The sequence below is a fragment of the Vibrio sp. MarTm2 genome, assembly GCF_027587055.1.
Lineage (GTDB): Bacteria > Pseudomonadota > Gammaproteobacteria > Enterobacterales > Vibrionaceae > Vibrio > Vibrio sinaloensis_D.
This window is the reverse complement of record NZ_JAPPTK010000002.1, coordinates 372,256-396,256: the sequence shown is the minus strand read 5'-3', so window position 1 is coordinate 396,256 and position 24,001 is coordinate 372,256. Positions and strand designations below refer to the sequence as shown.

Sequence of the window (24,001 nt, the reverse complement as noted above, 5' to 3'; positions counted from 1 at the left end):
CCTACTTCATTCTGGCTGTGGTAGCTTATCTAGTAATTGTTTTGCCTGCTCAAACTCAAAGTTCTCTATGAGTTCGATAAGCTGTTGTTTCTCTTTGTCATTCCATAAATCACAATGTTTAGCCTGATTGATAATATCCAATGCTGTCACATCATAATTCTCAACTTTATCCACCAAGCTCAGGTACATTGATTTCATCTCATCACATGACGGTTGATCAGACGTGGTGTGTTTACCGCGCCACGCTTGCATTTGCCCTCTGAGCATAAGAACCATTTGCTGAGCTTGATCTACCACTTCAATGGCACTGCCATCACACGCTTTCACTCGTTTTTCAATTCTTATCGCTAAGTCGGTCAAATCATGAATCCCTAAGTTTGCTGAGGCTCCCTTCAGGGTATGCGCCATTCGTTCGGCGCCTTCCCAATCTTCTTTGGCAATGATCGCTCGCAGCGAGTGAGTGTCTATTTTTTGAGCATCTAAAAAGCGTTCCAATATGGAGAAATATGAGTCGGCGTTACCACCCGTGTCGAAGATCGCTTGGGCAACATCCACCCCTGTGAGCTCTGGGTAGGATTCAATCGAAGACTCTTTGTCTTGAGGTGGAGATACGCTTGGCGGCTGCTCGCCCTCAAGCGGTAAATATTGCTGCAACGTTTGGTAAAGGTTAGCGACATTGATTGGCTTCGCTATGTGGCCATTCATTCCGGCGTTGATGCAGCGTTCGACATCACTTTGCATGGCATTGGCCGTCATCGCGACAATCGGCAGTTCTTGCCATTCGTCTTTTTTGCGAATTTCTTGACACGCTGTTATGCCATCCATCACCGGCATTTGCATATCCATCAGCACTAAACTGACCTTATGATGGCTAAGCATTTTTATCGCTTCTTGGCCGTGATTAGCGACCAAAACGTCTAGGTTTGTATCACTCAATAATCCGAGTGCCACTTCTTGATTGACTTCGTTATCTTCGACAAGTAACACGGTCTGTTTCTCGAATCGTGGTCGAATATTGTCAGAAGGAGTGACCTTGCTGGTAACGTGCTCAATACCAAAACTGTCCATTACAGCGTCAAGCAAGTTGGATGGATTGACCGGCTTAACGATAAGCGCATCGATAAGTTTGCTGCTCTGCTCGGTCAATGAAAGCTCACGCCCATATGCGGTAACAAGGAAGACTTTACAATCAGGTAGGAGGCGCTCATCGTGGGCCTTTTGCAGCAGCTCTAGGCCATTCATACCCGGCATAGTCCAATCAACAAAGAGCATGTCGTAGGCACGTTCTTTAAGCTCGTCGAGCGCTTCGTAAGCATTGCTGACTGCCTTGGCATCAAAGTGCATGGCGGTGAGCAACGTTCGCAAAATACTGCGTGCAGAATCATTGTCATCAACGATTAGCGCACGTTTACCCGCGAGCGCACTTACTGGCTCAGAAAGGTCACGCATTTTGGCTTCTTGCAGACCACAATCGATGGTGAAACTGAATACCGACCCAGTACCTTCTGAACTCGACACCACAAGCTCGCCACCCATAAGCTCGACAAGCTGTTTGCTGATGCTCAGCCCAAGCCCTGTTCCACCAAATTGTCGCGTAATGCTGCTGTCTGCTTGAGAAAATGCTCTAAATAGATGCTCAATTTTCTCTTTCGCGATGCCAATTCCGGTATCTTTCACTGAGAATCGGATCGTTGCTCGATTCTCATCCAATTGCTCGACCAAAGCAGAGACAATGATTTCGCCTTTTTCGGTAAACTTCACCGCATTACTGCACAAATTAACCAATACCTGACCTAAACGAAGTGGGTCTCCCACCAAGCCGATCGGCACTTTAGGGTCAATATTGAGCAAGAACTCAACCCCTTTCTCATGCGCTTTGTAGGAAACAACATTGACAAGATTGTCGAATACTTCATCAAGACTGAAGTCGATTGACTCGACGGTGAGCTTACCGGCTTCAATTTTAGAAAAATCAAGAATGTCGTTGATAATTCCGAGCAGGTTCTTGGCCGATTCATTAATCCGCGTGAGGTATTTTTTCTGTGAGGGATCAAGTTCTGTATTGAGTGCTAAATGCGCCATGCCAAGGATGGCGTTCATTGGCGTACGTATCTCGTGACTCATATTGGCCAAGAAATCCCCTTTCGCTTGGCTCATGGCATCGGCCAGTTCTTTCGCTTCTCGCAACTCATTTTCAAACTGCTTGCGCTCTGTCAAGTCGAGTAGAATACCGACAATGCCAGAAATTTCGCCATCCCCATTGCTGAAAGATGCTTCATACACCAGCATTTCGCGATTTTGACTACTGCCATCACAAAGAGAAAGCTCGTAGTTTCGACTGCCTTTTGTTTGACGAAGCTCTTGGTGAACAGTCGTAAACACTTGACCAGTACTGGCATTGAACACCTCATTAGGCGTTCTGCCAACGATCTCTTGCATCTTCAAACCAAACATTTCACAAAATTTCGCGTTTACGGTGAGATATTTGCCGTGAGGCGATAAGCAATACATTGGGTTTGGTGTCGCATTCAAAATCTCTTGATTGAGCTGGGACTGCTCAAGCACTTTTTTCTCTGCTTTTCTTTGCAACTCCACGTTTTGGCTCAATTGAATACTGACAGACAAATCATCGAGCATTTGAATCAGCCATTGGTATTGCTGCGGAGTTAAAACATCAACTGTGCCAAGTTCAAGAAGCGCCACTGGCTTACCATTGACGCAAAGTGGGAAGTAGTAGATCTCGTTTAACTCCAACGAGGCACCATTCACCTGCATAGCGTATTTGCCTTTCAGAGACTTCATGCTATACGGCTCCCCTGATAACAAAACACTCATTTCAGTTGAAGAATCATCTCGAATAACATTGGCACTTCCTTCACCAAAACCGACGCCTGCAATGCGCGTTAACTCGTCATCTTGGTGGATATAGATCCCAATCTGCTGAACAGGAAATTGGTGGAGGAGGAATTGAGTCACCTCTCGTGCTAGGGCTTGCGTAGATTGACTGGTACGCAAAACAATATTGAAATCTTTGACCAAGGTATTGTGGCTCAATTGCTCGGATATGTGATGGAACACCACATTCAAGCTATCGATAAATTTTTGCAGTTCCGCATAGGCAGTTTGGGTAATCGTAAATGCGTAGTCTTTCCGTTTCACTTGACCAACAACCGTACTCAGCAATTGACTTAGCGGGCTAATGTAGAGTCGCCAAAGCAACAAAAACGAGACTGCAATGGAGAGCAAGAGGATGCCCAATATGGCGCGCTTGATCGCTTCATACTTGTCAGCAAGAAGGTTTGCCTCAGCGATTTGTCCTTCAATCCGGTCAAGAATCGACTTATTTGCCGAGGCGATGGCTTTCATAATCCTTTCTTTCTCGGCGAAGTACTCGTCGCCATAAAGCAGTGATTGCGCCTTTTCGAGATCGGGCTCCCCGGTGTAAACCAATTTTCCATCCTCAACTTGCTGATACCCCTTAATAGCCAGAAATGCTTCGCGTTCGAGCTGAACTAAAGAATCTGACAGCGCCAGCGCATTTTTGAGCTCAAAAAACTCGACCGCGCTGATCCCTGAATCTCTAATTCGATCTAACAGCGGTTTACTGCTGCCTAGGGTCAAGATGGTTAAATCGAGCTCCGCATTAGCGACCACATCCCAGTACTCATATTCGTTACCCTCAGGTATGGGAGCTTGGCCAGCCCGCACACTTAAAACTCGATTGAACAAGGTTTCCCAACGCTCATCACCGGTCACGCTGTATGCACGCGCAAATTTGGTCAAATTGTCAGAGCTTTGCTTGAGCTCATGCGAAAGTCGATAAAACAAATGAAGCTGCTTCTGGTGATTGCGACTATCAACATGCAAATCGGACAGCTTTACCGATACGGCAAACATGGCGACAGAGCATAGGCCCATCGCCAAAAACAGTACGGCAAATAAAATTCGGATTGATGGCATCGACATCTTCTAATACTAATGAGTTAAGGTGATTTTCAGCACTACTTGACTATAGTTTAGTAAGTACTTAACAAGATGCTTAAAAACTTTGCATGAGATCACGAGATGCCGATTGAAAAATTAGATGATTGCACCGTCTTATTGGTGGATGACTCCCCAGATAACCTCGCCTTTATGGCGCAAGGGTTAGCAGGTCGCTACCAGATTAAGGCTGCCAAATCGGGCCAAATGGCTCTGCATGTACTTGAACAGTTCGATGTTGATTTGATCTTGCTCGACGTGGTGATGCCTGAAATGTCCGGCTATGACGTCATTCGCTTTGTCACAAGCAACCCCAAAACACGCCATATCCCAGTGGTCTTCCTAACAGGGAAAGATTCGCAAGAGGACGAAAAACTGGGGTTCGAGTTAGGCGCGGCAGACTACATCCACAAACCTGTCAGTATTCCGCTTCTTCGCTCTCGAGTCAGGACCCATTTACAGAACAAACGATCCAAAGATTTTTTGCGCGATCAAAACGGCTATCTAGAAACGGAAGTGCTCAAACGTTCGAGTGAACTCGACCGAATGCAGGACGCGGTAGTGTTTGCACTTGCTAGCCTCGCGGAAACTCGCGATCCAGAAACCGGCAATCACATATTACGGACTCAACATTACGTGAAGCTGCTAGCTGAATACTTGGCAGAAAATGAAAAGTACCGCGAGTTACTCACCCCGAAAAAGATCGATACTTACTTCAAAGCTGCTCCACTGCACGATATTGGCAAAGTCGGTATCATCGATTCGATCTTACTTAAACCTGGAAAGCTGACCAAAGAGGAGTTTGAGATCATGAAATCCCACACTACCTTGGGATTGCAGGCGCTTGAACGTGCGGAGCAGCTTTCTGGGGCGCATAACGATCTTATCAGCGTCGCGAAAGAGATCGCATACGGACATCATGAAAAATGGGACGGTTCTGGCTACCCAAATGGCTATGCAGGCGATGATATTCCGCTCAGTGCTCGTTTAATGGCGGTGGCAGACGTGTATGATGCGCTTATCTGTAGAAGAGTTTATAAAGATGCAATGACTCATGACAAGGCAAAAAGCATCATATTGGAAGGCAATGGCCAGCATTTCGATCCGCTAGTGATTGAAGCGTTTCTCGCACAGGAAGATCTCTTTATTAAAATCGCCAGTGAGTTCTCTGATGATTAAGTAAGATGAGTAGTCAGCGATTAAGCCAATGCAAACACGCCAGCAATTCACACTATTTGCGACTGTAAAGCACTGCGCGTGGGTTCAATATCGCATCTCGGGTGGGTACATCAATGACCGTTAACCCTTTGAAGCGTTCAGGCTCTTTAATCGCCACATCGTGGGCAAATATCACCAGCCTGGCATGTTGAATGTCCTTGTCGGTCAATCGGTTGTTTATCCCGTTCGCACCTTGGGTCTCGACTTTGATTTTTACGCCCATGGTGTAGGCGGCTTTCTCTAGCGATTTTGCTGCTAAAAAGGTGTGTGCTACGCCAGACGGGCAAGACGTGACAGCAAGTATTTCCGCCTCCCCCTCGCCTTCCATCGCGTGATAAGCCCGCGCAAGTGCCGCCTCTTGTTCTTCATCAAGGACATTTTTCTTTAGGAGAATAACCACTAATGCGGTAGTCAGTGCTCCTGCGAGCGTTCCAATGATGTAGCCAATTTTGCCATCGACGACCGGAAGAACAATCCAGCCTCCCCACGGGGCATGGTTAATCACATGAAACATAAAACCGACAACGTTACCGACTATGCCACCAAGCACAATAGCCGGTAATACTCGAGCAGGGTCGGCTGCAGCAAACGGGATCGCACCTTCACTGATGCCAATCATGCCCATAATGCCTGCCGCTTTGCCCGCTTCACGCTCGTCCCGTTTAAACTTTTTCGGCGACAAAAAAGTTGCCAATGCTAAACCCAGAGGTGGTGTACAAATGGCTATCCCGACACCACCCATCAGCCACGGTTGAGTATTGACCTGAGTTTGCGCAAACAAGGTCGCAACTTTGTTAATGGGCCCCCCCATATCAAACGCCGTCATGGCGCCCAATACCGTACCAAGCATCACTTTACTCGCTCCCGCCATACCAGTAAGCCATTCATTGAGCCCCGCCATGGCTGCGGAAATTGGTGCACCAATTAGCCACATCACTAAGCCACAGGTCGCAAACGTGCCAACCAGTGGATAGATAAAAATCGAACCTAGCGACGTCATGCTATCTGGCAACGGGATCTTCTTTAGCATCCGCACGACAATGCCCGCGAAAAATCCCACCACAATCGCGCCTAAAAAACCGGTATGGTATTGCTCTATTGCTACCCAAGAACCAATCATGCCCGGAGCTAATCCAGGCTTGTCGGCAATGGAGTACGCGATGTACCCCCCGAGCACTGCGGTAAACAGAGTCAAACCTGCAATACCCATTTTGGCGATATCCGCGAGTACTCCTGTCTCTGGAACGGCGCCATGGCCGGAGATCATCACTGAGAGAGAAAGCAGGACACCTCCCGCAACAATGAACGGAATCATGTGAGAGGTGCCAAACAATAGATGCTCTTTGGCTCTTGCGAGATGGAGTTTCCAAGGGCTTAGTGGTGTTGGGTGAGGTATAGACGGCTCATCCCAAAATTCATGCGAGGGTTGTTGAATATCGGTGAGTAGAGCGCGTGCCTCTTCTATATTTTGCGCCGCTTTCAGTTGGCCAATAAATTCTTCTTCGATGAGCTTGGTTGAGAGCTGGGCGAGCACTTCAATGTGATGATGATCGCCGCCATCCGGTGAAGCCAACATGAAAAACACATCTGACAGTTCCCCATCTTCAGCACCATAATCGATACCTGTTCGACTGATACCTACGGCGATCGCAGGTTTTGTGACCGCATCACTTTTTGCGTGAGGGATCGCGACACCATCTTCAAAGCCGGTATTCCCAATCTGTTCGCGTTGCCAGATATCGTCGAGAAATTGCGTCTTATCAGCGAGCTTTCCTGCCGCATCAAGAATATCGACCAACTCTTTGAGCACTCCCTCTTTGGTGGTTGCCTTTAGATCCAAACAGATTGTGTCTGGCTCAATGAGAGTCGTAATGTCCATTTTCTCTGCCTTGAATGATTCGCGCTCGAACATAGATTAACCACCGACCATGGTGTTAGATATAGGACGAAAACACCATTAACTGGATTATTGTAACATCCAAGGCAAACTGTGAAGCGCGTCTTTCAAATCCTGATGCCAAATCACTGATTCCCCCGTATGCTGTGCTAATGTCTGCAACGTTATAAACTGAGAAACGTCGTGAAAATAGTCGCTGTCACCGCCTGTCCAACAGGCATTGCACATACCTATATGGCAGCAGATGCACTCATCAAAGCTGCCCCTAAATATCAGGTCCAAATCAAAGTCGAAACCCAAGGCGCAATGGGGATTGAAAATCAACTGACACCACAAGACATAACCCAAGCCGATAGAGTACTTATCGTCTCTGATATTGAAATTGACCAAGCAGCTCGCTTTGAAGGTTGCAACGCGATTAGAGTGTCAATTGAGGATGTACTGGTTAATGCCGACAAAGTGTTTCTCTTGCACTGTCGCTCTTAACCTCAAACAAAACAACAGGTACCTATGAACGAATACCAGCTGACCTTCTTAGTCGAAAACTCAGACGCCAACGCCCTCGCAGCACAGCCGCTTCGGGTGCTAGCCAAAAAGTTCAAAAGTACCCTTCAAATCATTAACATCACCCGAGATCGTCGCGCCGACCTTACCAAAGCGGTCGCCATGTTACAGGTCGGATTGGTCGAGGGTGACCTGTGCCAGATTACCGCAATGGGTATGGATGCTGAGCTCGCCTGCTTTGTCCTCAAAGATGTGATTGCGGAGCACTACACGCTTATTGGTTCGAAGATTAACTATGAGTTTTCTAGCGAACTTGCGACGCGATTGCCGCAGCTCTGCCCTGCCAGTGAAACCAAATGGCACTATGCGAAAGCGCATACTGAGTTAACCAAGTTTGAGTGCTTAAAAGGACTCGCCCAGCTAATCCACCCCGGCCATCCAGACGAACTGCTCCTCGCCTTTATTAAACGAGAAGAGCGCTCATCAACCTGTGTCACTCCGGGAATTGCGCTGCCTCATGTCATGTTTGACGATATCGATCATATCGCTATTGCTGTCATTGCCAGTGACACCCCGATTGATTGGGCATCGCAAATGGGTAATGTGCATCTTGCGATAGCACTGGTGATGCCTGCCAAACCAACGAGAGAGCAGATCATTGCCGCAACCAATCTGACTCGCAACCTTCTTTGTGATCAACTTTCTCAACGTCTAAGGCTGACACGTAGCAGCGTCGATCTTCAAGCGCTGCTGATGTACTCCATGTCGCAACTGTTGTCCTGAACTTAAACAGAGCCACGATACTCGGTTGGGGTTCTTCCGGTTCGATTTTTAAACACGCGGCAGAAGTAGTTCACGTCTTTAAAACCACAGCGCATCGCGACTTCATTGAGCTTAAAGTTGTACTTTTTGAGCATGAACTTAGCACGGTCAATACGCACCCAAGTAATATAGTCCGCCAACGTCATATGTCCTTGCTGGCGAAACAGTCGAGAAAGATGATTGGATGAGATACTAAAGCGTGTCGCTATACTGTCTCGGGTAATCTGGCGGTGGAAGTTCTCTTGGATATAGATACAAATCCCCTGATAGAGATCTTGCACCCGACTGTGTGATTGCTCGATTGGTGCATCAAGCATGGTTTTGCTGTATTGCAACAGCGCTTGCAGCAATAGCTCATCCATCGGCTTCTTATTGTTCTCTCTCGCTAATGAACTGAGCGCTTCTAAAATATTATCGATGGCAAAGCCTGATCGGGTTTGAATGCTGTGTTTTTGTATATCATAAAAGCTCGCTTCTCCCTTGCGTTTACTGACCAAACTTAACCCTAACTGACGCCGCCCAAACAACATACTCAATACCGAGCAATTGGTATCCCAGTCAGGCTTGTTCCAGCAGTTGGGCGGGATGAAAATCGCGTCGCCCGCTTTCGCGACAATGTTCGTCACTTTACGTTCATGGGTTTCCATTTCATTGACGTATTCCCCATCCAGCACCAGTTCTAAACGCGGAAAGTTAACCTGATAGCTAAACGCCGGAGGCGTATGAAAATCTCCGGCAAACCAGATGTTGTGGAAAGGCTCTCGCTCGTTAAGTACGGACGAAATTAAATCATGAAATACCATCGTAGCATTATCTCAAACTGCACCCTGCGTGCTGGAAGCCTAGGTATACTCTTTAGTGAAGAGTAGCGCTATTGAGCAAAATCACAATTCGGGATCTGAGTTACAAAAATCCAGTAATAGCAATAAATTTCCAGTCTCAAAAAACCTTAAGTCGACAAGAATTCGCGCTAAGCAGCCTGCCAACCTTCCCATAAATAAAGGCATTAAGGAAGACTGACCACTGTCAACACCCTTGCCAATCACCACTCTGAAACGATCGAAATCACACTCTAAAAGGAACGCAACAATCCTCCAGTAAATGCGTTTTTTCTTCACTACAGAGCACTGCTGATAGATTTCAAAATACCCCTAACACAACAAGAAACGCACTAGGGGTCCACTATGATCACCAAATTGATCAATGAAAATCTAATTAAGCTTGAGCTTGAGGCCACCTCCAAACAAGAGGTGTTTGAAGAGCTTGTCGAGGTGCTATACCAACAAGGTCGAATTTCCAATAAAAGCGATTTTTTGGCAGACATTCTAAAACGCGAAGCTGAGGGTAACACGGGCTTTGAGGAAGGCATTGCCATCCCGCACGCCAAAAGTGCAGCCGTGCTTGAACCTGCCGTCGTCATTGGCGTTCGCAAAGCAGGTATCGAATACGGCGCAGATGACGGCCAGCCATCAACACTCTTTTTTATGATTGCTTCTCCTGATGGCGGCGATGATCACCATATTCAAGTGTTGGCAGAACTGTCATCCAAGCTGATTGAAGATGGCTTTGTCGAACGCTTTATCAATGCAACCTCCCCCCAGCAAGCACTTGAGTTGCTGCTTCAAAAACCGCAAACCGAACAAGCGCAACCTTTAGACAGCACCAAAGGCTTTATCATTGGCGTCACTGGCTGCCCCGCAGGCGTTGCTCACACCTACCTTGCAGCGGAAGCGTTAGAAAAAGGCGCACATGCTATGGGCTTTGAGGTCAAAGTCGAAACCAACGGCTCTATCGGCGTGAAAAACAGCCCTACCGAAGAAGAGATTGCTCGCGCGGATGCAATTGTTGTCGCCTGTGATAAACAAGTGGATATGGCACGCTTCGCTGGTAAACGAGTCATCAAAACGAACGTAAAAGCGCCGATTCGTGACGCGCAAGGTTTGATTACGCAAGCGCTGAATGCTCCGGCTTACCAAGCCGAAGCCACCAGCACTGGCCAATCAGTCTCTGATAAAGCGTCTCAAGCACGTTCTGATCTATACCGTTACTTGATGAACGGCGTATCACACATGATCCCATTCGTGGTGACGGGGGGGCTTCTAATTGCTCTTGCTCTAGCAGTTGGTGGTGAACCAACGGAAGCGGGTATGGCAATTCCTGCAGGCAGTATGTGGAATCAAATCTTAGAGGTCGGCGTGGTTGCCTTCACCTTGATGATCCCAATTCTTGCGGGTTACATCGCTTACGCCATCGCCGAGCGCCCAGCACTCGCACCTGGTCTGATTGGTGGCTGGATTGCCAACAACGGATCATTTTATGGCGCTGAAGCTGGAACAGGCTTTATTGGTGCTATCGTTGCAGGTCTATTAGTGGGCTACTTCGTTAAGTTCATTACTTCTATTAACTACCACAAGTTCATTCAACCACTTGTGCCAATCATGATCGCCCCGATCACAGGCTCACTGTTTATTGCCGGTCTGTTTATCTTTGTTATTGGCGCTCCAATCGCAGGATTGATGGACAGTTTGACCGCACTACTTACTAGCATGAGCACAGGCAACGTGGTTCTACTGGGTATCGTACTCGGCGGCATGGCTGGCTTTGATATGGGCGGTCCATTTAACAAAGTCGCGTTCCTATTCTCTGTCGGCATGATTGCAAGCGGCCAAACTCAGTTTATGGGTGCAATGGCATGTGCAATCCCTGTCGCTCCATTAGGTATGGCTCTGGCAACGGTACTTGGTCGTAAGTTTGAGCTGTTTGAATCTTCTGAAATTGAAGCAGGTAAAGCGGCAGGCGCAATGGGCTTAGTTGGCATCTCTGAAGGTGCGATTCCATTTGCGGCGCAAGATCCTATGTCGGTAATTCCTGCCAACGTATTAGGCTCTATGGTTGCTGCCGTGATGGCGTTCTCATTCGGTATTACTAACAGCGTTGCTCACGGCGGCCCAGTTGTCGCTCTGCTTGGTGCAATGAACTACCCACTGCTCGCCCTTGTTTGTATGGCAGCAGGTGCGGGCGTAACCGCTCTAACTTGCATCACCTTAAAGAACCTTCGCAAAGCGAAATACACCACTGCTGCGGCTTAACTCTTCCCTTTGATATTGGCTTGGGCAACACGTCCAAGCCACTTTTCTCTTTATGGTGATCTCTATGTCTGAACTACCTATCAATACTGAATCGTTGTTTGAGCGTGTGTTTTACCCGATGACAAACGTGATTCAAAACTACGCATGGGGCAGCCCATCTTCGTTTACTCAACTATTTGGCACCGCAAACGCGTCAGGTCAGCCACAAGCCGAGATCTGGATGGGCGCACACCCAAATGGTTGCTCACTGGTTGATACTGGAACCAAGCAGACCAAACTGTCTAATCTAATCGGTCAAAACCTTAATCTGTTTTTGAGTGATAAGATTGCTCGCCGCTTTGGTGAACTACCTTACCTGTTTAAAGTGCTCGCGGCCGAAAAAGCGCTCTCGATTCAAGTCCATCCGAACAAACATCAGGCGGAGTTTGGGTTTAAGCGCGAAGAGCAGCAAGGTATTCCACTTTCTGCAAGCCAGCGCAACTACAAAGATGCCAACCACAAACCTGAGCTTGTTTACGCGTTAACCGAATACACGGCGATGAATGGCTTTAGACCGATTAACGAGATCCTTGCCCATTTCAACTACCTTGATATTCCTGAGCTCAATTCGCTGGTGAACGATCTGTCAGGCGATCAAAGCCCTAATGGTTTAGCAAACTTCTTCTCAGCCTTGTTATCACTGCAAGGTGAGCAGAGAGAAGTCGCACTAATGAAGCTGACCATAAAAGCCAAGCTGTCGCCAACGCCACTGTTTAACCTGATTGTGGAACTTGAAGAGCAGTACCCGGGCGATGTGGGTCTATTTGCTCCATTGATCCTCAATGTGATCGTTTTAAAACCTGGCCAAGCAATGTATTTAGATGCCGAAACGCCTCATGCCTATATCAAAGGTACTGGGCTTGAGATCATGGCGAACTCCGACAATGTGCTGCGCGCCGGGCTCACGCCAAAATACATGGATGTGAAAGAGCTGGTCTCTTGCACTCGCTTTAACGAAAAGCGACTCGATAGCCTGCTGTTAGAGCCGACACAGAACAACGGTATGCTCGAATACCCGATTCCGGTCGAAGATTTTAAATTCGCGATTATTGAACACTCTGAACGGCGAGAAATTAAGACACAAGGCGCTGAAATACTGCTGCCACTCGATGAAGCCATGCTCCTAACGCACATTTGCGGTGAGCAGTGCGTCATCGAAAAGGGCAAATCGGTATTTATTCCTGCTTACGCTGAGCAATACACCATAGCTTGCGCAGGTCGAGTCGCTCGCGCATACAGTTAACGACTGTGCTCCTGCCTTCCCCCAAGGTCAGCACTCGTTCATTGCCCTGCTTATGCGGGGCTTTTTTTTGTCTCTTTCTATTTCGTGATTCACGTTTATTTTGTGACCATTAACACAGGCTAAAAATGACGCCTATCACACTTAAAATTACCGGATACAAAAGTCTAGTAGTTGGATTTTTTTTACTATTTCCGAGTTTGATAGCAAGGATTAAATTAACTCCACTGCATAAGCACTGATGAGTAAAACAAATGATTACCGAACTAACCAACGTCAATTTAATTAAAGTCAACCTGCAAGCAAATAATAAAAAAGAAGCCTTCGAAGAGCTTGCAGAAATGTTATTCAATAACGAGCGTATTAATAACAAATCCGCATTCTTAGATGATATTGAAACGCGGGAATCCTTAAGCGTCACCTCAATGGATGGCATTGCTTACCCGCATGCCAAAAGCCAAGCCGTCACTAACCCTGCCATTGCTGTTGGCGTTAAGCGTGAAGGCCTTGAGTACGGCGATGAAGACGGCATCAAACCCAGCCTATTTTTTATGATCGCATCACCGGATAACGGTGCCGAACATCATATTTATGTTCTTCAAGAACTATTCGAAAAATTCAGCGAAGAGTTTATTGAAGAGGTCCAAAACGCAAAAGACGAACAACAAATCCTTAATATTTTAATCAATTCATAAGGCGTAGTAATTATGAGTACCCTAACAGCTCAAGCTACTAACAATAGCGATTTTAAAAAACTACTCAGCACCATGAAAGGACACCTTTTATTCGGTACTTCTCATATGCTTCCATTTATTGTTGCGGGTGGTGTACTTCTGGCACTAGCGGTAATGGCATCAGGTAAAGGTGCGGTTCCCGCAGACGGTTTATTGGCTGATATTTCTAATATCGGTATTAAAGGTCTGGTGCTGTTCCCAATTATTTTGGGTGGCTTCATTGGTTACTCAATTGCAGATAAACCAGCGCTTGCGCCAGCGATGATCTCTTCTGGCATCATGGCGGATATGGGCGGCGGCTTCTTAGGCTGTATCGTGGCAGGTTTCATTGCTGGTGGCGTGGTTTTCCAACTTAAGAAAATCCCTCTTTCTGCTAACATGACGGCACTTGGCGCTTATTTCGTCTACCCACTTATCGGTACGCTTATCTCCGCTGGTATCGTTTTATGGGGTATCGGTGAGCCAATCAAACTGTTCATGGCGTCTATGAACGAGTTCCTAGCTTCAATGGCTGGCGCGTCTAAAGTAGTTCTAGGTACGATTCTTGGTGGTATGACGGCGTTCGATATGGGCGGCCCTATCAACAAAGTAGCAACCTTATTTGCTCAAACTCAAGTAGACACTCAACCATGGCTAATGGGTGGTGTTGGTATCGCAATCTGTACGCCTCCTCTAGGCATGGCACTAGCAACCTTCCTATTCAAGAAGAAGTTCACTAAGCAAGAGCAAGAAGCAGGTAAAGCGGCAGCAATCATGGGCTCTATCGGTATCTCTGAAGGCGCGATTCCATTCGCAGCGAATGACCCAATGCGCGTACTTCCTTCAATCGTTGCCGGTGGTATCGTGGGCTGTGTATTCGGCTTCCTAACAGACGTTCTACTACATGCACCATGGGGTGGTCTAATCACGGCGCCAGTATCAAGCAACATACCAATGTACGTTGTGGGTATCGCACTAGGCTCACTAACAACAGCAGTTATCGTAGGCTTCTGGAAACCAGTGGCTGAAGAAGAAGCAGAAGACGAAATCGCAGAAGCAGCACCTGCACCAGCTCAAGCGGCTCCAGCAGCAGGCGAAGGCGAGTACGACGTAGTAGCGGTAACATGTTGCCCATCTGGCGTAGCACATACATTCATGGCAGCGAAAGCACTAGAGAAAGCAGGTGTAGCTGCGGGTCTGAAAATCAAAGTAGAAACTCAAGGTCAAAACGGTATCCAGAACCGCATCACTGACCTAGATGTTGCAAACGCGAAACTGGTAATTCTCGCTCACGACATTCAAGTCAAAGACGCACAGCGCTTTGCTAACGCGAACGTGGTTGAGTGCTCAACCAAAGAAGCAATGAAGAAAGCCGCAGATTTAATTCAAGCTTAACTCACTCGTTCAAAAACAAGCCCGAGCAAATAGATGCTCGGGCTTTTTCTTTCCAACCATTTCCACCCATTGGCAACCTTCTGGCCTAAAAAACCTAGAGTGCTTCCAAGAGCTTATTCTGAAATCGTGCCTTTTCGTTGGCGATAGATACGATGGGAAATCGGCCTATATCTATCAATCCAAAAATAACAAAAGGATGTCTCATGGCAAAACCGACACAGGATGAAATTACTCGCCTAAACCGCTACTTCGCTATCGAATGTAACAACGAATTTTGGAGCTTGTCTGAAAAAGCCAGTACAACACAAGAGCAGCAACGATTACTCACGGTTGCATTTTCGTCGCTCTATCATTGGTCAAGCGTAGGCACGGCAGACAACATTCATCTTGCTGAACTCGCCGTTGCAAGAGCGCTTTGCATCAGTGGGTCAACGCTGAGCCTGTCATTTGCCCAAAGCGCGTTTGAACATTTTGACGGTGAAGGGGCAGACTGGATTCAAGCATTCACCAACGTGGTGTTAAGCCATGCGTTATCTATATCCGATCACAAAGCGCAAGCCGCAGAGCACTACCAGCAAGCAGTTAATTATCAGGCTAAGTTGTCAGAAGGCGATAGAAGCGTATTTGACGCAACCTTTAACACCATTCCAACCCCTTAACCCGACGATCACTTACTCCACTTTCGCGATGACCTTTTGGCAAATGTATTCACCAATAGGCATCGCTGAAGTCGCAGCAGGAGATGGTGCGTTGCAAACATGCAAACTGCGAGGGCTTTCGGCAAACAGAAAGTCATGAACGAGCGTACCGTCTTTCATCACCGCCTGAGCGCGAATGCCGGCAGGATAAGGCTTTAAATCTGCAAGTTCTATCTTAGGACAATATTTATTAACCAACTTCAAGTAACCAGGCTTCCACCATGAGTTTTTAAATTCCACCAGCCCAGTTTTGAGGTGTTTCGCCGTCACTCTCCAAAAACCACTGAAACGCAGCATCTGCATAGTGTCTTTGAGGCTAAAATTGACCACCCCATACCCTTCCCGCTTCCAACCCTGAACGGCATTAGGCCCCACCGTCACCGAACCATCAATCATTCTGGTGAGGTGCACGCCCAGAAATGGTAAATCAGGGTCAGGAATGGGGTATATAAGATGGTTCACTATGCCATTATGCTTGGAATCAAGTCGATAATACTCCCCGCGATAAGGCACGATTTGAAAGTCAGTCTCAATAGATAGCATCTTGGTCATTCGATCGGCCATCAGACCTGAACACGTGATTAAGAACTTACCCACCACCACCGAACTTTCGCCTTTGCTCATACAAGTGAGATAGATGTCATCACTGCTCTCTTGAGCCGCAATCACTTCCGATTCAAGTTGCACCTCTCCACCGAGTTCGACAAACGCCTTGGCCATCTGAGCGGTGACTTGTTTGTAATCCACTATGCTGGTCGATTTAACGTAAATGGCGCCAAGCCCTGTGATATTCGGCTCAGCCAAACTTAACTGAGCTTGGTCCAACAGCTCAACCTCAATCCCATTCTCATCACAGCGTTGGTAGAGGGTGTGCATCCGTTGCAGCTCAACATCATTTGTGGCGACCAACAATTTACCGCAGTTCTCGACCGCTATATTGTGTTGACGGCAGAAATCGACTGTTCGCTCTACCCCTCGTTTACAAAACTCAGCTTTGAGGCTTCCCGGTTGATAATAGACACCCGCGTGAATAACACCGCTGTTATGCCCTGTTTGGTGATGGGCAAATCCCGACTCTTTTTCAATCAATAGGATGGTTTTATCAGGCTGGGCTTGTTTGAGTTGCCAAGCGGTAGACACACCGACGATCCCGCCACCTACAACCACATAGTCGTACACTCGTTCCATACTCATGTTAATTGGCCACCTTGTCCGCTGGTCCCTTCACGCTCAATGTCGAAGATTGGCGACCACTGTGAAGGAAAATCGCAATGAACACACCACTTAACACTAAGCGAATCCAGATCGGTACATCAGGCCAAACGAGCGCCAAACCAATCGCAACTAACCCAATACGAACCAGCATATTGAGTTCTCCCTCTAGGTATCCTTCGATTGCGCCGATAAAAGCGTAAGTCCCGACAATGGCAAACACACCCGTGACAAGTACTGACGTCACATCCCAGCTGACCAATCCGGTATACGCAATCAACAAAGGCACCAAGTAAAGCCCTTTGGCAATTTTCCATGCCATTAAACCTGTGCGCATTGGTGGCGTTTTAGCGATCGTCGCCGCCGCAAACGCGGTCAAACATACTGGCGGCGTCACGTTACTGTCTTGAGAGAGCCAGAAAATGATTAAGTGGGCCGACAGCAGCGCTAGGCCAACCGCTTCTAAACCAAGGCTTTGCTCTAGCAGAGTTTCCATGAAATCGGCAGGGACTAGCGCAATCATCTCTTTTGCCGTTTCAAGGGTCATGGGTGCACTCAAGAGCGCCAGCTTATCAGGCGCGGCAAGCATAAAGATCGCTTTTGCTTGTTCAGGCAGTTGACCAGTCACTAGCAGATCAAGTAGCTGGTTCTCAGCCAGCAACTTGTACAACGCTGGAGCAGAAAGCGTACCCAGCACAATATACGCTGCGGTAACAGGAAGCCCCATACCGAGTACCAATGAAGCAAGTGCAATCAACACGATCATGGTAAACAAATCACCATTCGCCCAGCCATCAATCATAAGCGAGAAGGTGTTTCCGATCCCCGTGGTGCTGATAACGTTAATCACCAAGCCAATTCCCACCAGTAACACCGCCGTCGTGGCCATGTTTTTCGCCCCTTGGGAAAGCGCTTCGATGATCGCTCTAGGGCCCATTTTGTGATTTTTGGAAAACCACGACGCGACAACCACTGAAATGATAGACAGCCCAGCTGCATAGGTGGGCGTGAAGCCTTGCACCAACAAGGTAACTAACACAGCCAATGGAATCAGATTGTGCCAACCGGAAATCAGCACCTTAAACAGAGACTCATCGCTCGTCGTTACTTTTTGTACACCGCTGCGCTTTGCTTCGATACGGACAAAAAACGCTACGGATAAGAAGTAAATCAGCGCAGGAATAAACGACACCGCGATGATGTCGACATAAGGAATCTGCGTATACGAGGCCATAATGAAGGCACCCGCCCCCATAACAGGAGGCATCAGTTGCCCACCAGTGGATGCAGCGGCTTCAACTCCAGCAGCAAATCGAGATGGGAAACCCGCTTTTTGCATCAAGGGGATACTAATAACGCCAGTAGACACAGTGTTCGCGACACTCGAGCCAGAGACAGACCCCATTAAACCAGAGCCGATCACGGCGATAAACCCAGGGCCACCAATGATTTTACCCGCGGCCGCTCGTGCAACATCAATAATGTAATCGCCCACCCCTGAACGCACTAAGAAGGCGCCGAACAAGATGAACATGAAAACGAAGGTCCAGCTGATCCGAGAGATCGAACCAAACATACCTTCAGAAGAGTAAAAGCTGCGGTACAGCAATGTTTCAAGGCTTAAACCCGGGAAATGGAAAATGCCAGTTGCCCACTGTCCCCACACCACCACGTAGCTTAAACACACCAAGATCAGCATGGGAATAAACCAACCCATGGTTCGGCGAATCAATTCGATAACAATGGCAATAGCAAGAATGGCAAAAAACCAATCACTGGCGACAAACTTAACTCCTCGCTCATACAGCGCATCTTCCGCAAATGGGATGTACACCAGACAAGCAAGCGCCGCTATCGCAATCAGCACATCGACCCCAAGCGCGAACTTACTCTTTTTTAGCGAAATATGGGCTGGGTACCACAGCGCACAAATCACAGCAAAACCCGCAAAGTGCGTGGCTGAAATCCATAACTCGGGTAAGGTCGACAAGGTATTGAACCAAATATGTAACAGCGATAGCACCACACCAAACGCGGTAATGACTTTGCCCACCCACGGAAAATCCGTTCGGGTAGGTAACTCAAATTTTTGCAATTCCTCTTGCATCGAATCGCTCATAATCCACTCCAACGCACTCCAACTTCTCAGTAGAGCAAAACAAATAATAATTGAAGCGCGCACCGCTCATCGGGTGCGCGTTATCAGGTGATCAGTTGATCAATAGTTCAGACGGAATCTCGACACCCACTTCTTTGTAGTAACGAGCAGCTCCCGGATGAAGAGGTAGTGGCAAACCCGCGATCGCTTTTTCAATCGCCATCGCTTTTGTTGCTTTATGAATGCCTTGTAGGAATGGTAGGTTTTCGTAAATTGTTTTGGTTAGTTGGTAAACATCTTCTTCAGAAATGTCTTGTCGAACCGCTAAGAAGTTAGGTTGAGCAATGGTTGTGATCGGCTTGTCGACACCCGGGTAGGTGTTGGCTGGGATTTCATATTTCGTCCAAAGGTTGTATTTGCCATTCGCCATTTTGATCTGCTGATCGGTAAACGATAGGATTTGGATATCATCACCCAGTGCGGCAAATGCTTGAGTTACCGCTCCGACAGGAACACCCGCTGGCGTGTTCATGCCATCAATGGTGCCATTTTGCAGTGCACTCGCACTACCGCCATAGCCCATGTAGGCAAGATTAAACTTGTCTGGGTCGACCTCTAAGCCTTTCATGATTTGACGACCAGAGTTCTCTGTCCCTGAGTTCTTCTTACCGATGGAAAACTTCTTGCCATCTAGATTGTTCAGATCGCTTACCGTCCCACTTTCCACAAGGTCTGAACGGACAATGAAGTGCTCAACGTTTTGCCAAAGCATAGACACAGAGCGTAGCCCTTCTTGGCGACCACTTTTCTCATAAGGACCTTGACCCGACCAAGCCCAAGCGCCGTACAACCCCTGCAGGATGGCAAATTGCGCTTCGTTTTCATTCAGCAGCTTAACGTTCTCACCAGATCCCGCTGAGCTGATCGCTGACAAAGAGAAGTGATGCTTAGGTGCCAGTTTCACTTTGCTCAAGGTCGCCAAAGCAACCCCCACTGGATAATACGTTCCCCCTGTCGATGCCGTTGCAAGGATGTAGCTGCGATCTTCTGCTACCACATTCGATACCAAACCAAAAGAAGCCATCGCGACCGCTAGGGTTTTCACCAGTTTGTTGTATTTCATCTTTACTCTCCATGTAGAGTTGTTCACGTTATTATTTTGTTAAATCAAACCTGTAAAAGCAAAAGCAGTGCCAAATCGTAAGTTATTGAATTATTTAGACAGAAAATCATATAGTGACGTAAATGAGCAAAATCTTGCTCATTTACAAAGAGGGCAATGAGCAAAAAATGGCTCATTACACAGGGTCATATTGGCCACATACCCCTTATTAATGACTCAAAAGTTAAATAAATGTGATCATTCAAACAAACCGCAGCAAATTTGTGGTGAGCAAAATTTTGCTTATCCCGCCACAAATTTGTCTCAATCGCCACTCACATAGTCACTGCGATTCAAAGCATAGCGCGCCATTTTTTGGTTGAGCGTGCGCCGTGGAAGATCCAGCTCTTGCATCACTTGGGTAATTTTGCCGTTGTGACGTACCAGCGCATCATGAATCACTTTGCGTTCAAAGCTCTGGACCTGAATCGCTAACGGAATTCCGGCGTTGGAGGTTTCGCTTAAAGTATTCGGTCGAGAAGAGAGAATCTCACCCACCGTGACCGATTCATCGAGTGCAAACCGGATCGCCACATTGCGCAGTTCACGAACATTGCCAGGCCACGAGTAAGTCAATAGGGCTTGCCTGTCTGCTTCACTGGCTAAACGCGTATTCTGGTTGGCTTGATGGGAAAAGTGCTCAAACAGAAGCAAAGCGTCATCTTCTCGTTCGCAAAGGGGCGGAAGATAAAGCTGAGCGACGTTCAATCGATAGTAAAGGTCTTGGCGAAAATCAGGATGATTCATCAGATCGTGTTTAGCGGCGGCCACAACGCGCAAATCGACTGAGATTGGCTGATTGCCTCCCACTCGCTCAACCATATGGTCTTGCAAAGAGCGCAATACTTTCACTTGCATCGCGAGCGGCATACTCTCGATTTCATCAAAAAACAGGGTCCCTTTGTTGGCATACTCCAGCTTTCCAACGCGACGTTTGGTCGCTCCTGTAAACGCCCCTGCTTCATGACCAAACAGCTCGCTCTCAAATAGGGTTTCTGGAATCGCTCCGCAATTGAGGGGAACGAAAGGGTGACGCTGCCGGCGACTGAACTGATGCAAACATGTCGCAACCAACTCCTTACCACATCCCGTATCGCCGTATATGATCACATTGGTATCGATGGTCGCCACTTTGGCGATTTGCTCCCGTAGATCACACATCACCTGACTACGACCAATGATGATTTCTTCAATCCCGTCGACGCTCTCAAGATAAGAGCGTCTATCTTCTCGCTCTTTGCCCTGTTGATAATGGGCGGCGGCGGCTAACACGGTATCGGACAAACGCTGAGGGTCAAACGGCTTTTCTATAAAGTCATAAGCGCCCATTTGCAGCGCTTTCACCGCCATATCCACATCACCATGGCCGGTAATCAATATCACGGGAATAGTTGGAAATCGCTGCTTAACTTGGCTCAGCAGATCGACGCCATCGATGCCGGGCAGTCTTATATCACTGACGATTACGTCGAATTCACTGTGCTGGAGCGAGGCCATCAACTGCTCACCATCATCAAACGGACTCACTTCAAACCCAGCGAGCTGCAGCCACTGACTGGTCGCTTGACGAACAATGGCATCATCTTCCACCAGTGCGACACATGCTTCCATAACTTCTTCCATACGATGCATTCCTCCTTCGGCAACGGTATGAGAAAAAGTCAACAACGGAAAGGAGCTAGCTCCCACTTTTCATCTACAAGTTCTTAACAAAAAATTGGGAATTTGCTAGCGTGTTGATGGTAAAACCAATGAGAAGCCCATCCGTTTGAGTTAGGAAACGCCAATGAGTAGAGGTCATCGTTATTGGCTAGTGATTCTCGTGATCTCGGCCATCAGCGCCATTCAGATCGCCAGCAGAGAGATCGCCACTCAATGGAGCTTGAGCGCAATTCAAAGCCAAACCGAGCAGCGATTGCTCGATTATATCGGTGATGCTCGCCGCTCGTTGCAACGTTTCTACCATTTGCCTTACCTTGTGACTAACGACTCGCAAAGCCTCGACTACCTCAAAGGCAACCTAACATTACAACGTGATATCGAAGAGCAACTGGCCAAGCTCGACAAAGCCGCCAATACGCTCGGTTGGTCGATTCTCTCATCAAGCGGGGATGTGTTGGCATCAAGCTCAAAGCAATACCAACTCCCCCCCACAGATATCGAATCCATTGTTAAGCAAATCCATAAACAGCGTGAAGGCGTGGCAGTCGTCACCAAAAACAAGGGAACCTTTGCTGAGTATTTCCTCGCCGCGCCGATGTACTTGGGGCTCGATATTGCTGGCATTGTCGTCGTTCAAATCGATCTGAGCTTACTCACCGAACAGTGGCTTACCAGTGAAGAAATCATTTTGGCAGAGAAACCCAACAGCCACGTTTTTCTCTCTAGTAGCAAGACTTTCACCGCTGACTGGTTTAATGATGCGTTCGACAAACAACAAATGAGCGAGCCAACCACTTTGTTCGACGACACTCGTTTTTCAATTTGGCCGCTCGGTAAAACGCGTTACCTCGCGCAATCTGTCCTGCTAGACGATCTGCAATGGGAGCTCACCTATCTCACCCCAATCAGTACAATGGAAAACAATGTTGCCTGGTTAAGCTGGAGCATTGCCGCGGCTTGTATCGTGGTCTGTCTGCTACTCATCATTCGCTATCAGAAGCATCAAAAAGCCTTGAGCCAAGTGAGAATTCAGAAATTATTAGTCGAGTCTGAAAAGCGGCTCAATGCCATGATCAACAAAACTCACGTAGGGATCCTATTAGTCAATAAAGACGGCTTGATCACCGACATTAACTCGATGGCAAAACGCTACTTTAACCTCGCCGATTCCATGATTGGTTCAGTGGATGCTTGGCAGTTGTTCGATACAGGAAATCCAAACTCAACCACACTTAGGTTGCTCAAAAACCTTTCCCAACATAGAGAAGTCGCCGAACTGAGTAGCGTCGAAACCTTCGCCCGACGCAGTGACGGCAGTCATTTCCCGGTCCTATTTTCAATCAGCCAGTTCCGCTGGGATGCACACTCCTACTACTTATGTACCATCATGGACATCAGTAAACGTAAGAAGGCAGAAATCGCACTGGAGTCGGCAAACCGACTGCTGCAACAACGAGTTGAAGAGCGAAGCCAAGCGCTAGAGGAAGCGCAGAAGGAGCTTATCGAAACCAGTAAATTAGCAGCGTTAGGTAGAATGTCGAGCGCGATTACGCATGAACTCAACCAGCCGCTGACAGGATTGAGAACGCTATTATCCAGTAATCAACTGCTTATCGAACGGGGTGAAACAAAACTGGCCCAAGCCAATTTAGAACTGGTCAACACCCTAATTGATCGGATGGCTAACATGACCTCTCAGTTGAAATCCTTTGCCTTTCAGAAGCTGGAAAAGCCTGAACCCGTCTCTCTGACCTTGGCCCTAGAAGAAGTACTCCGGCTAGAGCAAGACGCCCTCAAATCGATCGATGTTCGAGTGCGGGTGGCGCAAGATGTCAACTGGGTATTGGGAGAAGAGGTACGCCTGCGTCAAGTACTTGGTAACCTGATTCGCAACGCGATTGATGCGCTCAAAGGCCGCGCTAATCCAGCCATTAGCATCAACGCCAAACGCATCGGTGACGAGGTTACTTTGGATGTTTCCGATAATGGCTGCGGCATTGACCCTGACCAACTGGGCTCCATCTTTGAACCATTCCAAACCAATAAAAAAATTGGCGAAGGTCTTGGCTTGGGTCTTGCCATCACCGCCAATAATGTCAGAGACATGCGAGGCACCATTCATGCCTCGCTCAACACGGAATCAGGGATGACATTCACCCTGACGTTGGACAGTTGCACAAGCGGGCGCTAGCAAACCTACCGCTGCCTCCTTCACCACATCTCTTAGTCAGCCCTAGCAGCCGTCCTACCGAAGCAAACTGCGCCTAACGC

General features: G+C 47.7%; 16 protein-coding genes. 9 read left to right on the top strand and 7 right to left on the bottom strand.

Annotation, left to right across the window (positions count from 1 at the left end):
• Positions 1–6: 6 nt before the first annotated feature.
• A complete protein-coding gene (locus OH458_RS06220; protein ID WP_269977636.1) occupies positions 7–3,960 on the bottom strand; it encodes a PAS domain-containing hybrid sensor histidine kinase/response regulator in 3,954 nt (1,317 codons plus the stop codon).
• 105 nt (positions 3,961–4,065) lie between these two features.
• On the opposite strand from OH458_RS06220, the gene OH458_RS06215 reads away from it, so the two are divergent.
• Positions 4,066–5,160, top strand: coding sequence for an HD-GYP domain-containing protein (locus OH458_RS06215; protein WP_269977635.1), 1,095 nt, complete (start codon positions 4,066–4,068; stop codon positions 5,158–5,160).
• A 52-nt stretch (positions 5,161–5,212) separates the two neighbouring features.
• Here the strand turns inward: OH458_RS06215 and OH458_RS06210 are convergent, their stop codons facing one another.
• Positions 5,213–7,078, bottom strand: a complete 1,866-nt coding sequence (locus OH458_RS06210) for a fructose-specific PTS transporter subunit EIIC (RefSeq protein ID WP_269977634.1) — start codon at positions 7,076–7,078, stop codon at positions 5,213–5,215.
• A 201-nt stretch (positions 7,079–7,279) separates the two neighbouring features.
• Between OH458_RS06210 and OH458_RS06205 the strand changes: the two genes are divergently transcribed.
• Together OH458_RS06205 and OH458_RS06200 are read left to right on the top strand one after the other, a co-directional pair.
• Complete coding sequence (locus OH458_RS06205; protein WP_269977633.1) at positions 7,280–7,582, top strand: PTS fructose transporter subunit IIB; 303 nt, start codon at positions 7,280–7,282, stop codon at positions 7,580–7,582.
• A 24-nt stretch (positions 7,583–7,606) separates the two neighbouring features.
• The gene (locus OH458_RS06200; RefSeq protein ID WP_038189501.1) at positions 7,607–8,383 is read left to right on the top strand and encodes a PTS sugar transporter subunit IIA; all 777 of its coding nucleotides are present in this window, start codon (positions 7,607–7,609) and stop codon (positions 8,381–8,383) included.
• Positions 8,384–8,385: 2 nt separating this feature from the next.
• On the opposite strand, the gene OH458_RS06195 is transcribed toward OH458_RS06200, so the two are convergent.
• Positions 8,386–9,225, bottom strand: a complete 840-nt coding sequence (locus OH458_RS06195; protein ID WP_005470584.1) for a helix-turn-helix transcriptional regulator — start codon at positions 9,223–9,225, stop codon at positions 8,386–8,388.
• A 381-nt stretch (positions 9,226–9,606) separates the two neighbouring features.
• Here OH458_RS06195 and OH458_RS06190 point away from each other — a divergent pair, with 381 nt between their 5' ends.
• The 5 genes from OH458_RS06190 (at position 9,607) to OH458_RS06170 (ending at position 15,557) form a co-directional block, all read left to right on the top strand.
• On the top strand, positions 9,607–11,511 hold the full coding sequence (locus OH458_RS06190; protein ID WP_269977632.1) for a PTS fructose transporter subunit IIABC: 1,905 nt from the start codon (positions 9,607–9,609) through the stop codon (positions 11,509–11,511).
• 64 nt (positions 11,512–11,575) lie between these two features.
• Positions 11,576–12,793 carry a mannose-6-phosphate isomerase, class I gene (gene manA, locus OH458_RS06185; protein ID WP_269977631.1) on the top strand — a complete coding sequence of 406 codons (1,218 nt, stop codon included), beginning with the start codon at positions 11,576–11,578 and terminating at the stop codon, positions 12,791–12,793.
• A gap of 251 nt (positions 12,794–13,044) precedes the next feature.
• Complete coding sequence (locus tag OH458_RS06180; RefSeq protein WP_269977630.1) at positions 13,045–13,485, top strand: PTS sugar transporter subunit IIA; 441 nt, start codon at positions 13,045–13,047, stop codon at positions 13,483–13,485.
• 12 nt (positions 13,486–13,497) lie between these two features.
• Positions 13,498–14,898 carry a fructose-specific PTS transporter subunit EIIC gene (locus OH458_RS06175; protein WP_269977629.1) on the top strand — a complete coding sequence of 467 codons (1,401 nt, stop codon included), beginning with the start codon at positions 13,498–13,500 and terminating at the stop codon, positions 14,896–14,898.
• A 203-nt stretch (positions 14,899–15,101) separates the two neighbouring features.
• Positions 15,102–15,557 carry a hypothetical protein gene (locus OH458_RS06170; RefSeq protein ID WP_269977628.1) on the top strand — a complete coding sequence of 152 codons (456 nt, stop codon included), beginning with the start codon at positions 15,102–15,104 and terminating at the stop codon, positions 15,555–15,557.
• Positions 15,558–15,569: 12 nt separating this feature from the next.
• Here the strand turns inward: OH458_RS06170 and lhgO are convergent, their stop codons facing one another.
• The 4 genes from lhgO to OH458_RS06150 form a co-directional block, all read right to left on the bottom strand.
• Positions 15,570–16,784: an L-2-hydroxyglutarate oxidase gene (gene lhgO / locus OH458_RS06165; protein WP_269977844.1), complete on the bottom strand. Its 1,215-nt coding sequence runs from the start codon at positions 16,782–16,784 to the stop codon at positions 15,570–15,572.
• 7 nt (positions 16,785–16,791) lie between these two features.
• Complete coding sequence (locus OH458_RS06160; protein ID WP_269977627.1) at positions 16,792–18,927, bottom strand: TRAP transporter permease; 2,136 nt, start codon at positions 18,925–18,927, stop codon at positions 16,792–16,794.
• 91 nt (positions 18,928–19,018) lie between these two features.
• Positions 19,019–20,029 carry a TAXI family TRAP transporter solute-binding subunit gene (locus OH458_RS06155; RefSeq protein ID WP_269977626.1) on the bottom strand — a complete coding sequence of 337 codons (1,011 nt, stop codon included), beginning with the start codon at positions 20,027–20,029 and terminating at the stop codon, positions 19,019–19,021.
• Positions 20,030–20,332: 303 nt separating this feature from the next.
• The gene (locus OH458_RS06150) at positions 20,333–21,691 is read right to left on the bottom strand and encodes a sigma-54-dependent transcriptional regulator (RefSeq protein WP_443088495.1); all 1,359 of its coding nucleotides are present in this window, start codon (positions 21,689–21,691) and stop codon (positions 20,333–20,335) included.
• A 163-nt stretch (positions 21,692–21,854) separates the two neighbouring features.
• Here OH458_RS06150 and OH458_RS06145 point away from each other — a divergent pair, with 163 nt between their 5' ends.
• A complete protein-coding gene (locus OH458_RS06145; protein WP_269977625.1) occupies positions 21,855–23,921 on the top strand; it encodes a PAS domain-containing sensor histidine kinase in 2,067 nt (688 codons plus the stop codon).
• Positions 23,922–24,001: the final 80 nt, after the last annotated feature.